Genomic DNA, 14,715 nt, shown 5'->3' on the forward strand with positions numbered 1-14,715 from the left:
TCCACAACCACCGGCGTTTCACCGGAGAATTTCTAGTGTGACCCTCTCCGCTGCTCCTGCCCGCGCAGCGATGTGCGAAAATCGGCCGCACCGCGATCGCTTCCGGGGAGGTCTCGCGCGTAATAGGTCGCCGCCCTCCAGAACAGCGCCCCGCCGGCCAGGGTGAGCAGGCTCAGCGACAAAAGGCTGTAGCGCAATGCCTCATTCCCGAATGCGCGTGACAGCGCATCGCTGACCAGTCCGGCCGCCATGGGGCCAACCGCGCTTCCCAATATGTTGATGACGACGACGAGCATGGCTGAAGCCTGGGCCCGATGCTCGGGCGCGATAAGCCGCGCTGCCGCGCCGAAGGCAGGCCCGGCCCATAGCGACGTCAGAAAACTTGTCGCAAGCGAGATCATTGCGACCTGAGGCACGACCAAACCGCCAAATTGGAAAGCTGCTCCACCGGGCACGATCATCATGAGCACGAAGAGGGGGAAGGAAAGAAAGAAGCCAAGGGCCGGAATGCGAAGCTGCCAACGTTCATCGCGGACCCGCAAGGCATCGACGACAAGACCACTGGCGAGGCTGCCGGCCACACCGCCGGCCACGGCTCCCAGGCCGAGCCAGGATCCCGCCTCGACCACCGACATGCCATGCGAGCGCATGAAATAGGTCGGCAGCCAGATCGCGCCCGCATAGCCGAAAATGTTGAAGGTGCCGACGCCGAGCGCTAGCAGCCGAAACGACGGTATCGACCAGAATGAGCGCGCAGCAGCGATCAAGGAGATCCCTTGCGCCTCCGCCTCTACGCTTTGTCCGGCGTTGCGGGGCGCGGTTCGCCAGATCAAAAGCGCCAGGGGAAGCCCGGGCAAGGCCAGCGCGAGAAAGGCCCATCGCCAGCCCCACAGGCTCGCGAGCGCCGCGCCACCGGTCAGTCCGAGGACGATACCGAAATAGGTGCTCGAGGCGAGCACGCCCAGCGCGCTCGAACGGCGCCGGCTGTCGAACAAGTCCGCGATCATCGCCTGAGACGGCGGCATTCCTCCTGCTTCGCCGACACCCACCATCAAGCGGGCGACCGCGAGTTGCGCCGACCCGAGCGCGGATCCGCAAAGCGCCGTCGCGAGGCTCCACAAGGTGATCGCACCAGCGAGCACGCCCCGTCGCGATCGGCGGTCCGCGATTTTCGCGAGCGGCATCGAAAACAGTACATAGCTCAGGATGAAGGCGGGTCCGCCGATCAGGCCCATCATCGCGTCGCTTGCCCCGAATTCCGCCTTGATGGCGGGGATCAGCACGGAGAACAGGTGGCGGTCGGCATAGCTCAGCGTGTTGGCGAGGAGCAGCAACCCCAACACAAATAACGCGTAACCGCGCGATGCGGTGATCGCGGCGTCACCAGCTTGCCTCGCCATTCTCTTCTCTCCTCGCCTTTCGAAAGGGATAAGCGAGAAGCGGCGAAGGTCAATATTTAGTTAGTAATCACTCACAATGGTGTCGCCTTCGTCAGACGGCTGCCGGTGGCGCGACCTTCGAGTTGATCGCGACGCCGTGGATGAAGATCGCTGCCGCACGCCGTGCGTGGCCGGCAATCTCTGTCTGATCTGGGAGGCGAAGGTGGAAGGTCACGGCCCTGTTCCACTCGGAAATAGCCATGGCGATGAAAAGGGTGGCAAGGGGTTGCACGAGATCCTGCGCGAACCCTGCGCGTTGGAGATAAGCGGCCAGCGGCTGTACAAAGCGTTCTTCCTGGCTGGCATAGCCGGCCTCCGCCAGTTCAGGAAAATCCTTGCCGTCATTCATGACGAGGCGTGCGAATCCCAGGCTGTCAGGGCGCGACAATTGCCTCACCATATTAGTGGCAAAATGCTCGAGCGTCCGCTCGACCGATAGCTCTTCGACAAGAACCGGCTCGGCACTATCGGACGACAGCGCGCTCAGGCACGCCCCGAACAAGGATGCCTTGTCGACATAGAGGTTATAGAGCGTGCGCGTCGAGACATCGGCCGCTTTTGCCACCTCGCGCATCGAGACGTCGCGATAGCCGGACGTCAGGAACAAGGTGGTCGCAGCGGTGAGAATGGCCTGCCGCTTCTCGACAGCCTCGGCGTTGCGAGGGCGCCCTCGCCGCTGAACCCTGGCTGCACCCGGCACCGTCATCCCGTGCTTCTCCCCGACCTGCCGTCACCTTAACAACCCGGCACCGGCGCCTGCCTGCTCGATATTCCGAATGCGGGTCAGTGGATAGTCCGCGTTCCCGGCCAAATTTGCGCGTGCCCGGACGACCTGCCTTCTTTCCCTTTCCCGCCGCTTGATTATATACACCCGTCGTTGTAATTAATAGTCCGGGAGGGGCGAATGCGATTCCCCTTCGCCAGAAAACCAGAGAGGATGACCATCATGGCGGATGTGGAGCCGGGCCTGCATGGGCCGCAGGCCGAGGACCTCGACCGGGCCATTGACGCGCTCGATCCGGTCGTGGCGTTGCTGGCGCTGGTCCAGCTCACCGGCGACCGCACGCTCCTCCACAAATTCGGTCCTGCGCTGGAAGGCACCCAGCATCAGGTCAAGGAAGCCTTTGTCGCGTTCGACAACCCTCGCGAGACGACGCAGGCCTCGCTCGACGTCCAGCGCGACGTGCGCGACCGGCTTCGTAGCGCGGTCAAGTCGGGCAAGCCGCCGGTTCTCCCTCATCTCGACAAGCCGCTGTTCCGTGAAATGGCGCGCCTGGCGCTTGGCCTCGAGCTGCCCGAAATGTCGATCGATCCGGCGTTCCAGCATGCGGGCTTCACCACCGACACGCGTATCCGCGCGCCCCAGCGCATTCCTCCGGCCGACTTCAAGGTGCTGGTTGTCGGCGCCGGCATGATGGGGATCAATGCCGCGATCAAGCTCCAGCAGGCGGGCTTCGATTATCAGATCCTCGAACGCCTCGACGAGGTCGGCGGCAACTGGCTCGAAAATACCTATCCCGGCGCCGCCGTCGACACGCCGAGCCGCGTCTATTCCTTCTCGTTCGAGCCCAACGGATCCTGGACCAAATATTATCCGAACGGCCCCGAATTCCTGTCCTATCTCAAGCGCGTCTCCGACAAATATGGTGTCCGCGACAAGATCGCATTCAATACCCAGGTGGAAGGCGCCAGGTGGGACGACGCACGCAAGGTCTGGATCGTCTCGGCACTTCGGGACAGCACGCCCGTCACCTACGAGGCCAATGTCCTGATCATGGCGGTCGGGCCCAACAATACGCCCAATTATCCCAAGGTCGAAAATCTCCAGATGTTCTCGGGACCCGTCATTCATTCGGCCCGCTGGGATCATGGGGTCGACCTCACGGGCAAGAAGGTCGTGCTGGTCGGGACCGGCTGTTCGGGGGTCCAGGTTGCGACCGCGATTGCCGACACGGTCGGCGAGCTCGTCATCATCCAGCGCCAGCCCGAGCACATCATCCCCAATCCAGCCGCCCACGCACCGGTGGATCCACTCGAGATCGGCGCGATGGAGCAGATCCCGTTCGTCGCGCAGTGGAAGCGCCTGCAGAGCCTCGCCAGCGCGATGGCCGACATGCACGGCATGATCATGAAGGATGAGGAGCATGCCGCCAGGACTGGTGGCTTCGGTCCGGTCAATGACGGCATGAAAATGATGATCGACGGCTATCTGAAGAGCCATTTCCCGGACGACCCGGAGATGGTCGATTTCCTGACCCCGTCCTTCCCGGTCTTCGCGAAGCGCCCGATCCTCGATTGCGGCTTCTTCGACACCCTCAAGAAGCCGAATGTCTCGATCGTCCGCGGCTCGATTGCCGAATGCGACCAGAAAACCGTGATCCTCGACGACGGGACGCGGATCGAATGCGACGTTCTTGTCTTCTCGACGGGCTACAATCTCTATTTCGGCCGGCAGTTCGACATTCGCGGCACGGGCAAGTCCCTCAGCCAGACGTTCGAACCCCACCCCTTCTCCTATGAAGGCATGCTGGTCCCGAGCTTTCCGAACTTCGTCTTCATGGGCGCGCCCTACAGCTACCTCGTGGCCAACCATGCGGTCGTGAGCGAACAGCAGGTCCATTACATCGTCGAGCTTCTGCAGTGGATGGTCGACGAAGGCCTGTCGGCGGTCGACGTCAGCGAGGAGGCGACGCGCGCCTTCGTCGAGGATGTCGATGCCGAGCTCAGCCGGACCGCATGGGTCCAGTGCGGCAATGCGCACGGCTATTATCGCGACCAGGGCAGGAAGGTGATCCTGGCCATTCCGCGCCACAATTCCCGGATCTGGCACGAAACTCGCTCGCCCCGGACCGATGATTTCCATGTCACCCGGCGCGCCGACCTCGGCCCTGCCACGTCCCCCGAAATGGCTATGCTCACGATCTGACGTGAAGTATGCACTTACTAATAGGAGAGAGAGAGAATGGCCGACCCGCGCCCCTTCGGAACGACCCGGGCAACCCAGTACAGCTTCGCCAAGACCTTCGTGCACGACCTCGATGCGATGGCAAAATTCTATGAGGAGGTGTTCGGCCTGATTCCGTTTGGCCGCCACCAGGACGTGATGTTTGGCAGAGCCATCGACGAAATCACCTTCCAGTCGACCTATCAAGGCGGCCCGGCGCTCACGCTCATCCAATATCTGGACTCGGCAGGACCGTCCGCCGGCGAAGCGGTGCAGGGCTATGTCACCGAAGATCTCGATGCGCTGGTCGACCGTGCGCGGAAGGCCGGCGGAACCATTCCGGAGCCGATCCGCGAGATCAGCGAGTTCTCGATCCGCGTCGGCTTCGTGCTCGATCCGGAGGGCCATGTGAACGAAGTGGTCCAGATGATGGGCTGATCGGACGTCGCGAACCGGCAGAAAAGAACGAGGAGGGATAGATGGCGATCGGCGATGCAGTCCGGATGGAGGACTATAAGGACAATCATGCGGCAACGATCCGGCGCGTGCCGGTCGCGTTCGAGGGCCCGCTCCCCCGCCCCACGCGGAGCCTGGAGCAGGTGAAGATCGACCTCGACCAGGCAGGCTATGCCATCCTGACCGATGTCCTGACCGCGGATGAGGTTCGCGAGGCGCGGCAGGTCCTCGTCGATGAGATCGCACGCGAGGAAGCCATCGACGAGAACCGCGTGCGGCGCTTCTTCACCGATCCCGACGACAAGAACCGGCGGCTGAGCCGGCTACCCAATCGCCATCACTGGTTCCGCGACTTCCTCGAGCATCCTGTGGCATTGCACCTGACCAAACATATCCTGGGCCCCACGTTATTGAACGAGGGCTATCTGGTGCACAGCTACGGGGCCAATCTCACCCGGCCCGGCAGCGGTGAGCAGTTCATACATCTCGATCGCGGCATGGATTTCCGGGACCAGCAAAAGCCGCTCCAGTCACGCTTCATCTGGTGTCTCGACCCTTTCGAAGAGGCGAATGGCGCGACCCGCGTCGTGCCCGGAAGTCACCGCTGGAACGATCGCATCGATATGACCGGCGGAACCTATTATGAATCGCTTGCCGCAGAAGCCCCGGCCGGCTCGCTGATCATCTACAGCGACATGCTGCTTCACGGTACCGGCGCCAATACAAGCCAGGACCGGGAACGCGCCGGCGTCATCGTCGGCTATTGCCCGCCCTGGTGCAGGCCGATGATCAACTTTCCGCTGGTGCTCGATCCCACCGTCATGGCGGGCACGTCCCGAACGCTCCGCCAGCTGCTCGGCTACAGTTCGGTCTCGATCGGCTTCGACGAGCAGTGGGACAGCGCCAGCGACGAGCTGCGCGCGCTCTGCGTGCCGGCAACGATGGACTATTGAACGGAATCATCGGCTGCGTCCCGCCACACCTTAAGAAGCAAGAACAAGGAGCCGAAATGTGGCGAGCGCCATGACATCTTCGGGCACAGAGCCTTCGCATTTCGAACGTCGCAGGCCTGACCGCGCCATCCGAAATCCGTCGATCGCTTCCGGAACAGTCGGCGCTCGGTCTGTCGTGCCGGAATTGCAGGACGAGGCAGCCATGAGCGATGATCGGCGCCGCAGGACCAGGGGGCCTACTGGGCTTGCCGGTCGCACGACGCGTCCCAGCCGACTGCTGGCTTTCCTGTCCCCCATTCTTATGTGGGCGATGGTGGCACCGGCCGCGGCACAGAATCTCGACCCACCGTCCGACCCCGCCGCCATCAAGCTCGGCACGGGCGGTGTTACCGGTTCCACTGGCCCCGAGATCTGGTGGCGCCAGGGCGGCAAGCTGTCGGTTCGCAATGTCACGGAAGCGACCCTCACTCCGGTGCTGCCGGCTCCGGACAAGGCAACCGGCGCCGCGGTCGTCATTGCCCCCGGGGGCGCCTTCCGCACGCTGGCGATGGATCAGGAAGGTTGGTCGATTGCGCGCTGGCTCGCGGACCATGGGGTCGCCGCCTTCGTCCTCAAATATCGGCTCGTTCCGACGTCACCGGGCTGGCCCGAATTCGGGCGCGAGATATCGGATGTCATGAAGAAGGCCGTCCTCGGCCCAGGACAGGAACGTGCCATCCCCGTCCCCGGCCAGGCGGTCGAGGACGGGCTCGCGGCCATTCGTCTCGTCCGGTCGCGCGCCGCGGAGTTCGGCGTCGATCCCAAACGCGTCGGAATGATGGGCTTTTCGGCCGGCGCGATAACGACCATCACCACGGCCCAGCAATCCTCCGCCGATGCGATGCCCGCCTTCATCGCGCCGATCTACCCGTCGATGAACAGGGTCGTGGTGCCGGCGGGCGCCCCGCCGATGTTCGTCGGTATCGCGACGGACGATCCGCTGTTTGGCAAGATGGGCTATGGGCTCGTCGAAGGCTGGATCGCCGCCGGCGGCAAGGCCGAGCTTCACGCCTACCAGCGCGGAGGCCATGGCTATGGCGTCGGCATCAGGGGCACGACCAGTTGGGACTGGCTCGAAGGCTTCCGTCGCTGGCTCGACATGAACGGCATGTTGAAGTCCCGATGAAACAGGCTCTGAGGCCGATGCGCCGAACGCTTTTCCTGATCCTCATGGCCTCTGCAGCGCAAGCCATGACCGTGCCCGTCGCGGCGGCGGACGAACTGAAGGCGGCATTCGCGACGCCCCCCGTCGAGGCCCGGCCGATGATCCGGTGGTGGTGGCCCGGTGGCGCCGTCACCGCCGACGAGATCCGACGGGAACTGGAGGTCCTCGACAAGGCGGGAATCGGCGGCGCCGAGATCCAGGCGTTCAATCCCGGTATTCCCGCCGTCACGGCCTCCGAGCGCGAGCGCATCGACAGTTTCGCCGAACCGTCCTTTTTCGCTGCGGTCTCGGCGGCGACGGAAGAGGCTGCCAGGCGCGGCATGGTGATCGACTATACGTTCGGATCCGCCTGGCCCTCGGGCGGCGGCACGGCCATCCCTCCCGAACGCGCCCTGTCGGAGCTCACCATGGCCATGACCACCGTCGAGGGTGGGCAGCGCAGCCCGGTCCGGATCGTTATCCCGACCCGCACGAGACGGATGGGCGCCCTGTCGCCGCTCGATCCGCGCGTGAAGGATCCAGCCTTTGCCGACTGGTCCCGGCGCTTCGACGCGCGCGGCCAGGTGGTTGCGGTGATGGCCTTTCGCGGCCGCGCACCTGCTCTGAAACCAAGCGCGCCCGCCGGAGGGCTCATCCTCTCGGCCTGGTCGGATGTGCTGGCCTCAGGTGCCATCGACCTTGCAAGCCGGGTCGATCTCACCGCGCGCCTCGGGGCCGATGGAACGCTCGACTGGGTGCCGCCGCCCGGATCCTGGCAGGTCTTCGTCTTCAAGCAATATGCCTCCAACATGGGGGTGACGGGCGCGGCCGGCCGTGGGCCACAACTGGTGCTCGATCATTTCGACAGGAGCGCATTCGACGCGCACGCGAGGCGCGTGGGTGATCCGCTGGTGCAAGGAGCACGAAAAGCCGGGATTCGCGCGACCTTCGTCGACTCGCTCGAGCTCATGCAGGATCTGCCGTGGACCGATCGTTTCCTCGAGGCCTTTCGTAGGCGCCGCGGTTACGACCTCACACCCTATCTCCCGCTCCTCGTCCAGCCCGGCTGGGCACAGGCATGGGGCGAGCATTACTCGCCGCCTTATTTCGAGACGACGGACCAGGACGAGACCGGCGCCCGCGTCCGCGCCGACTATCGCCTCACTGTCTCCGAGCTCCTGATCGACAATTTCATCGAGCCCTGGATCGACTGGAACCACGCCCGGGGGTTCAAGGCGAAATTCCAGGCCCATGGCGGCGCGATCGATGTGCTGAAAGGCTATGGACTGGCCGACATCCCCGAGACCGAGGATCTGGTTCATGGCGGCGATCCCCTGTTCATGCGGTTCGCGCGCTCGGCCGCCAACATCTACGGGCGACCGACGGTTAGCGCCGAGAGCATGGTCTGGGCGGGACGCCCTTATTCGGTCACGCCCGACGAGATGCGGCGCCGGACCGACCTTCTGATCTCGGGCGGCGTCAACGCCCAGACGCTCCACGGCTACACATATCGCTTTCGCGAAGCGGGCTGGCCGGGCTGGTATGCCTTCCAGCCCAACCCCTTCACCCCGGGCTTCGGATCGATGCTCGACGAACGCAATCCGGTCTGGGCGGGCATGCCGCGGCTCTTCCGCTATATGGCGCGGCTGAACGCCATCATGCGCCAGGGCGAGAGCGTCGTACCGGTCGCAATGTTCTATGGCGAAATCGGCTATTATGTCGGCGTGGAGGACCATGGCCTTGCCTCCCAGCAGCGCGAAAAGGCCCTGATCGCGGCCGGCTATGATTTCGATCGCATAAATCCCGATGGCCTCGCCCGATCGCGCATGGTGGGCAAACAGCTGCAGACGCCAGGAGGGCATCGCTACGCGGCGCTCATCTTGCCGGCCGTCGAGGCGATGCGACCGGAAACCGCCCGTCGCATTGCCGAGCTTGCCGATGCCGGCCTGCCGGTGATCTTCTCGCAGGCGCCACCCCGACGATCGGAAGGATTGAAGGATCGGGCCGCGAACGACGCACTTGTGCGATCCGCCATCCTGAAAGCGACCGGTGCCGGAGCGCAGGTGGTGCCTGAAGCGGGCCTTGCCGCTTGCCTGCAAAAAGCTGGCGTCCCGGCGAATGTCCGCTTCCTGGAAGCGGTTCAGGATCTGACGTTCGTGGAACGGCGTATCGGCGACCGGCACCTTTACTTCATGCACAATCGCGGACAATCGGACCAGAAGGCCGACTTTCTCACGCCGTTACGCGGCAAGGCCGAACGCTGGGACGCCATGGACGGCGTCATCCGGCCGATCGCCACGACCTCCCACGAGGGGGGAATGCGGATCGACCTGACCCTGCGGCCCGGCGAAAGCGGTCTGATCGTCGTCGACCCGGCCGCGACCCCGAGCCCGGTGGCGGCGACGTCGCCATCGGCGCAGATCGTCCTTCCTGCTGCAGGCTGGAGCTTGTCGGTGAAGGGACATGTGACAGGCGGGGCGCCATACATCGAGACCCTGAAGTCGGTATCGCTCGGCGACTGGTCGACGTTTCACGGCCTCGCCCGCTTTTCGGGGATCGGCACCTATTCACGGTCATTCAAGCTGCCACCGGGCTGGAAAGGCAAGGATCGCCGCATCAGCCTCGAACTCGGCGCGGTTCACGACATGGCGACCGTGTCCGTCAACGGCCGGGCGCTGCCACCGGCCATCAGCGCGCCCTGGAGCGTCGACGTCACCGACGCGATCAGGACGGGCACCAATCGCGTCGAAATCGCCGTCGCCAACGTCCCACAGAATGCGATGATCGATCCAGCCAATCCGAGCCTTCGAAAGCTCGCGCCTGTGCCAGCCGGGCTGTCAGGACCCGTACGCCTGGTCATTTCCACGCCCCAGGCACAAGCGGTGGCGATCAAAACCGATGCCGCGCCGAAAGCCAGTAAAGCAGGCAGCCAGGCAATCGCACATCTTGCAGATTGAGGACCAACCAACCGGGCAACGGCACACCGGGCCACCCTCGGTAGGTTGGTCCCGGGATGCAGCCATGCCCGGTGCCTTCTAGTCCTTCGAATCCGATAACAAGCGCGTGAGTGCAGCCTCCAGCGCGGCGCTGAACTGCTTCGATACCGCGGCCCGGGGGACCATGATATGGAAGCCGTGAAACGCTCCCGGAGCAACAATCAGCTCGGTGGACACCTCGGCGCCGACAAGCCGGCGGGCAAATTCGATGTCCTCCTCGGCGAACAGGTCAATCGATCCAACGCCGATGAATGTCGGCGGAAGACCGCGCAGGTCAGAAACGCGTGCAGGCACCGCCCCGTTCGGCACAGTTGCTGATCCGGCCGGCTGGCCCAGCAGCGCCGTCCACCCGTCTCGATTGTCCTGCGCGCGCCAGATGATCTGGCCAATGGACGGCGCGACGGCTCGGGTTGCTCCGGTGCGATCGTCGAGCATCGGATAGACCAGCACTTGTCCCGCCAGGGGCACCTCGCGGCGGTCGCGCGCCGCGATCGCGAGCGTCGCGGCGTGGCCCCCACCGGCACTTTCGCCCATCAGCACCACGCGTGCGATCGACGCCGAGCGCGTCGGCATTGCGGTAAAGCCACTTGAGCGCAGCGTAATTGTCTTCGAGCGCTCCGGGAAAACGCGTTTGGGGTGCCAGCCGATACTGGACGCTGACAATGGCTGCGTTGAGCCGCGTCGCAAGCCCCACCAGCCGATGCAGATCGTCACGCGCATCGCCGGCGACATAGCCCCCGCCATGGATAAAGAGAATGGCGCCGCGAGGGCGCGCGCCAGGCGCAGCATTGATGACGTAGACTGTCACGGGCGGTTGCCCGGGCGCGGCTTCCACCAGCCGTGTGCCAACTCCATCGGGAATGCGGGACGGCTTTGCGGGTCGTGCGGGCGCTCGCTGCTCATTGGACTGCGCCTGAAGCACCGCACGCGCGATCTGGCGAAGCTCCGGATCGACGTGCTGGACGTCAGCCACCGGCGAGGCGGCCAGCGCCGACGCCATCAGCATTGCCGCGACCATCTGTCCGAAGGTCATCGAAAGCCCTCTCGTTCGAGACATGTCATGGGCATATCGCACCGCACGCCGCAGCGTCGATGGTTGAACTTTCCATCAACGCGCCGGTCGATGGCAGCGCAGGCGTTCGCGGATTGCGAGGAGTGCCCCGCCAACCGCCTGTCTTCACACGATACCGGCGCCAAGCCCAACCGTCTTGCGCTCCTGCGCCTTGCGCGTCCGCCACTGGCTCGCCCGGTAGGCCGCAAGCACGTCGATTGCGCCACCGGCCTCGACGCGGACCTTGGCGAGGATCGGTGCGACGTCGACATTATAGGCCCGGCGCAGCGCCTGGAACGCCATCATCGTGTCATTTTCGCCTTGCGCTCCATGGAGCGCCCCGCGGTCGACGAGCAGGGCTCTGGCGAAGCTGCCCACGATCGCCTCGGCCGACGACAGCATGGATTCGATCGGATCGGTTACGTTGTGCGACTGGTCGATCATGTAGCTGGGGTTGAAGCCAGCCCGTGGATGGGCTTCGGCCTCGACCAGCTCGTTGAAGATGAGGAAGAGCTGGTGGGGATTGATCGACCCGCTGTCGAGATCGTCATCGCCATATTTGCTGTCGTTGAAGTGGAAGCCGCCAAGTTTTCCGAAGCGATGGAGTCGCGCCACGATCTGCTCGATATTGGTGTTGGGTGCGTGGTGGCCGAGATCGACCAGGCATTGCGCCTTCGGCCCCAGTTCCTGCGCGGCAAGGATCGAGCTGCCCCAGTCCGAGATCACCGAGGAATAAAAGGCCGGCTCGTACATCTTGTGCTCGAGCAGCATCCGCCAGCCATCGGGCAGTGCCGCATAGATTTCGGATGCTGCGTCGAGATAGCGGTCGAGGCTGCGCCCCAGATCCTGCTGACCGGGGAAATTGGTGCCGTCGCCGACCCAGACGGTGAGGTCGGTCGACCCGAGTTGCCGGCCGATCTCGATACACTCGATATTATGCTCGACGGCCTGGGCGCGGGTCTCCGCGACCGTCGAGGCGAGCGACCCCGTCGCATAGCTCTGCGCCTGTCCCGGCTGGTCCTGGAAGGTGTTGGAATTGACGGCATCGAAGGCGAGACCGAGGCTCGCGGCCTCCTCGCGCAGCGCCTTATAGTCGCTCACCCTGTCCCAGGGAAAATGGGGCGACACCCGGGGCGTCACGCGGCAAAGCTGGTTGACGACCGCGCAATCCTCGAGCTTCTCGTGGATGTTGGTGGGCTCTCCGGCAATCGGGAATTTCGCAAAGCGCGTACCGCCCCGGCCCGAACCCCAGCTCGGCACCGCGACCGAGAAGCCCGCGACGCGCGCCTTGATCGCGTCGATCGCGATCCCCCGCCGTTCAAGCTGACGGCCGAGCGCTGCATAATCCTCGTCGAGCGCGTCGAGCTCGCGCATATTGGCCTCGGCGATGAACTCCGCCGACAAGGGCAAGTCTGCGACCAATTTCTCTCTCCCGATCTTGTTGTTCAATCGTTGCGCCGGACCGGGTGTCGTGCCCCCTCCCCGAGGTGGGCCGGCCCGGCGCGGGGAAATCAGCGGGTGAAAGCCTGTGCGTTGCCCGCATCCACATTGATCATGTTGCCCGTCGACTTTGCCGACATGTCGGACGCGAGGAAATAGACGGCCTCGGCGATGTCCTCAGGCAGCACGTCGCGCTTGAGCATCGAGCGCTGACGATAATGCTCTTCGAGCTCGCTTCCCGGATCGATGCCGTGAGCGCCCGCCCGCTCCTTGCGCCAGTCGCCATCCCAGATCTTGGAGCCCCGGATGACGGCATCGGGATTGACGACATTGACGCGGATGCCCGACGGCGCGCCCTCGAGCGCGAGGCAGCGGGCAAGATGGTTCGCGGCCGCCTTGGCCGATGCATAGGCGCTGGCATTGGTGGCCGCCGCGATCCCGTTCTTCGAGCCGATGAAGACGATCGCAGCCCCACCTTGCTCCTTCATCCGCTTCATCAGCGGGAAGGCGGCGCGTGCGGTCAAGAAATAGCCCTCGGCCAGGACGTCATAATTCTTGCGCCAGAGCTCGACCGTAGTCTCCTCGATCGGCGCGGAAGAAGCGATGCCGGCATTGGCGACCAGAATGTCGAGCCCGCCAAATTCGCGCGCGCAATCCTCGAAGGCGGCGGCAACCTGGGCTTCGTCGGTGACGTCGCATAGGACGGCGCGGACCAGGTCCTTGCCGAACTGCTTTGCAAAACCGCCGCGGACCTCTTCGACCGCTTCTGCGTCGCGGTCGGCGAGCATCACGCAGGCGCCGTCCGCCATCAGCCGCGCCGCGGTCGCAGCCCCTATGCCGCCAGCCCCGCCGGTGACGAGCGCGACGCGGCCGACCAGCGGCTTCGGCGCGGGCATTCGCTGAAGCTTGGCTTCTTCGAGCAGCCAATATTCGATGTCGAAAGCTTCCTGCTCGTCGAGCCCGATATAGTCGCCGATCGCCTCGGCGCCGCGCATCACATTGATGGCATTGCCGTAGAATTCGCCGGCGAGGCGGGCAGTCGTCTTGTCGGTGGCAAAGGTGATCCGCCCGACCCCGGGGATTAGCACGACGACCGGATTGGGATCGCGCATCGCCGGCGAGTTCGGCCTCCTGCAGCGCTCATAATAAGCCGCATAGAGCGCGCGATAGGCTGCGAGCTTTTCGACGAGATAGGCGTCGTCGGTCAGCCGCGCCGGGTCGAGCGTCAGCGGCGCGATCTTGGTGCGCAGGAAATGATCCGGGCAGGATGTGCCGATCGTCGCCAGCCGCTCGAACGCGACCGACCCAGTGAATTCGAGCGCTTCGCCATCGTCCGACCAGTGCCCGAGCTTTCGCCGAGCGCCGGTCATGAGACCGCGCAGGCGCGGCATGAGATCGGCGACGATCGCGCCGCGATCGGGGTTGGGCGCAATGGCCTGCCCGCCAAAGGCCGGTGCGTCGGCCAGCTTGGTGTTCAGATAATAAGCGGCGTCCGCGATCAGGCCGATCGTATGTTCGTAACAGGCCTTCGCGCTGTCCCTCCAGCAGATGATCCCGTGCCCCGCCAGCATCACGCCCTCGATGCCGGGATTGGCCGCGACATAGTCGCGCAGCTGGACGCCCAATGTGTAGCCGGGCCGCTTCCAGGGCAGCCAGCCGATCCGTCCGCCCCAGATTTCCCGGGACGCCGCCTCGCCCCCCGACGAGGCGGCGAGCGCAATGATCGCGTCGGGGTGGACATGATCGACATGAGCGAATGGCAGCAGCGCGTGGAGTGGCGTATCGATCGACGCTGCCCGGCCGTTCAGGTTGAAGGTGCAATGCGGCAGATAGCCGACCATCCTGTCGTCATCGGCCTCACCGCCATAATGCGTCTCAAGGCCGAGCAGCTTGTCCTGGTAGAGCGTCGCGAAACCGTCGAGCTTCATCGAACCGATATCGCCACCCGATCCCTTGACCCACAGGACCTCGACCTCCTCCCCCGTCAGCGGGTCGACCTCGACGAGCTTGGCCGACGTGTTGCCGCCGCCGAAATTGGTCACGGTGAGATCGGAGCCAAGCAGGTTCGAGCGGTAGAGAAGCAGGTCTGCGGGCGACTTCGAGCATGCCTCGCCATCGTCCCAGCGGCTCGCAGGGATAGCAAAGGCGGTAGCGGCGGGGCTTAGGGTCTGACGCTTGTTCATGAGTAGCCACTAACATTCCGCCTTCCCTTTTTCAATCTCTTTCGATAACACTCAATCATAAACGATCATA

At 64.4% G+C, this 14,715-nt stretch carries 9 protein-coding genes and 1 pseudogene; 5 read left to right on the top strand and 5 right to left on the bottom strand.

Going from position 1 to position 14,715, the window contains the following annotated elements:
- Positions 1-32 precede the first annotated feature (32 nt).
- Together ACFB49_RS10655 and ACFB49_RS10660 are read right to left on the bottom strand one after the other, a co-directional pair.
- Positions 33-1,400 carry a spinster family MFS transporter gene (locus ACFB49_RS10655; RefSeq protein WP_380879238.1) on the bottom strand — a complete coding sequence of 456 codons (1,368 nt, stop codon included), beginning with the start codon at positions 1,398-1,400 and terminating at the stop codon, positions 33-35.
- A gap of 91 nt (positions 1,401-1,491) precedes the next feature.
- Positions 1,492-2,145, bottom strand: coding sequence for a TetR/AcrR family transcriptional regulator (locus tag ACFB49_RS10660; protein WP_380879240.1), 654 nt, complete (start codon positions 2,143-2,145; stop codon positions 1,492-1,494).
- A gap of 231 nt (positions 2,146-2,376) precedes the next feature.
- Between ACFB49_RS10660 and ACFB49_RS10665 the strand changes: the two genes are divergently transcribed.
- The 5 genes from ACFB49_RS10665 to ACFB49_RS10685 all read left to right on the top strand — a co-directional run bounded on the left by ACFB49_RS10665 (position 2,377) and on the right by ACFB49_RS10685 (position 9,932).
- Positions 2,377-4,365: a flavin-containing monooxygenase gene (locus tag ACFB49_RS10665; RefSeq protein WP_380879242.1), complete on the top strand. Its 1,989-nt coding sequence runs from the start codon at positions 2,377-2,379 to the stop codon at positions 4,363-4,365.
- Positions 4,366-4,401: 36 nt separating this feature from the next.
- The gene (locus ACFB49_RS10670) at positions 4,402-4,821 is read left to right on the top strand and encodes a VOC family protein (RefSeq protein ID WP_380879244.1); all 420 of its coding nucleotides are present in this window, start codon (positions 4,402-4,404) and stop codon (positions 4,819-4,821) included.
- Between the two features lie 41 nt (positions 4,822-4,862).
- Entirely contained in the window at positions 4,863-5,792 is a 930-nt protein-coding gene (locus ACFB49_RS10675; RefSeq protein ID WP_380879246.1) for a phytanoyl-CoA dioxygenase family protein, read from the top strand.
- A 202-nt stretch (positions 5,793-5,994) separates the two neighbouring features.
- Positions 5,995-6,957 carry an alpha/beta hydrolase gene (locus tag ACFB49_RS10680; protein WP_380879248.1) on the top strand — a complete coding sequence of 321 codons (963 nt, stop codon included), beginning with the start codon at positions 5,995-5,997 and terminating at the stop codon, positions 6,955-6,957.
- Positions 6,958-6,974: 17 nt separating this feature from the next.
- Positions 6,975-9,932: a glycosyl hydrolase gene (locus ACFB49_RS10685; RefSeq protein ID WP_380879250.1), complete on the top strand. Its 2,958-nt coding sequence runs from the start codon at positions 6,975-6,977 to the stop codon at positions 9,930-9,932.
- Positions 9,933-10,010: 78 nt separating this feature from the next.
- Here ACFB49_RS10685 and ACFB49_RS10690 read toward each other — a convergent pair.
- The 3 genes and pseudogenes from ACFB49_RS10690 to ACFB49_RS10700 all read right to left on the bottom strand — a co-directional run bounded on the left by ACFB49_RS10690 (position 10,011) and on the right by ACFB49_RS10700 (position 14,645).
- Positions 10,011-11,028, bottom strand: a pseudogene (locus tag ACFB49_RS10690) (alpha/beta hydrolase).
- Positions 11,029-11,148: 120 nt separating this feature from the next.
- Positions 11,149-12,396 carry a TIM barrel protein gene (locus tag ACFB49_RS10695; RefSeq protein ID WP_380879931.1) on the bottom strand — a complete coding sequence of 416 codons (1,248 nt, stop codon included), beginning with the start codon at positions 12,394-12,396 and terminating at the stop codon, positions 11,149-11,151.
- A 137-nt stretch (positions 12,397-12,533) separates the two neighbouring features.
- On the bottom strand, positions 12,534-14,645 hold the full coding sequence (locus tag ACFB49_RS10700; protein WP_380879252.1) for a bifunctional rhamnulose-1-phosphate aldolase/short-chain dehydrogenase: 2,112 nt from the start codon (positions 14,643-14,645) through the stop codon (positions 12,534-12,536).
- Positions 14,646-14,715 lie beyond the last annotated feature (70 nt).

The sequence above is a fragment of the Sphingomonas sp. DBB INV C78 genome, from assembly GCF_042693015.1.
Classification (GTDB): domain Bacteria; phylum Pseudomonadota; class Alphaproteobacteria; order Sphingomonadales; family Sphingomonadaceae; genus Sphingomonas_E.

Excerpts from the sequence above, each read along its gene's own strand:
- ACFB49_RS10680 (WP_380879248.1), top strand. The coding sequence starts at position 5,995 with ATGAGCGATGATCGGCGCCGCAGGACCAGGGGGCCTACTGGGCTTGCC.
- ACFB49_RS10675 (WP_380879246.1), top strand. The coding sequence starts at position 4,863 with ATGGCGATCGGCGATGCAGTCCGGATGGAGGACTATAAGGACAATCAT.
- ACFB49_RS10685 (WP_380879250.1), top strand. The coding sequence starts at position 6,975 with ATGCGCCGAACGCTTTTCCTGATCCTCATGGCCTCTGCAGCGCAAGCC.
- ACFB49_RS10695 (WP_380879931.1), bottom strand. The coding sequence starts at position 12,396 with ATGCGCGAGCTCGACGCGCTCGACGAGGATTATGCAGCGCTCGGCCGT.
- ACFB49_RS10700 (WP_380879252.1), bottom strand. The coding sequence starts at position 14,645 with ATGAACAAGCGTCAGACCCTAAGCCCCGCCGCTACCGCCTTTGCTATC.
- ACFB49_RS10670 (WP_380879244.1), top strand. The coding sequence starts at position 4,402 with ATGGCCGACCCGCGCCCCTTCGGAACGACCCGGGCAACCCAGTACAGC.
- ACFB49_RS10665 (WP_380879242.1), top strand. The coding sequence starts at position 2,377 with ATGACCATCATGGCGGATGTGGAGCCGGGCCTGCATGGGCCGCAGGCC.
- ACFB49_RS10655 (WP_380879238.1), bottom strand. The coding sequence starts at position 1,400 with ATGGCGAGGCAAGCTGGTGACGCCGCGATCACCGCATCGCGCGGTTAC.
- ACFB49_RS10660 (WP_380879240.1), bottom strand. The coding sequence starts at position 2,145 with ATGACGGTGCCGGGTGCAGCCAGGGTTCAGCGGCGAGGGCGCCCTCGC.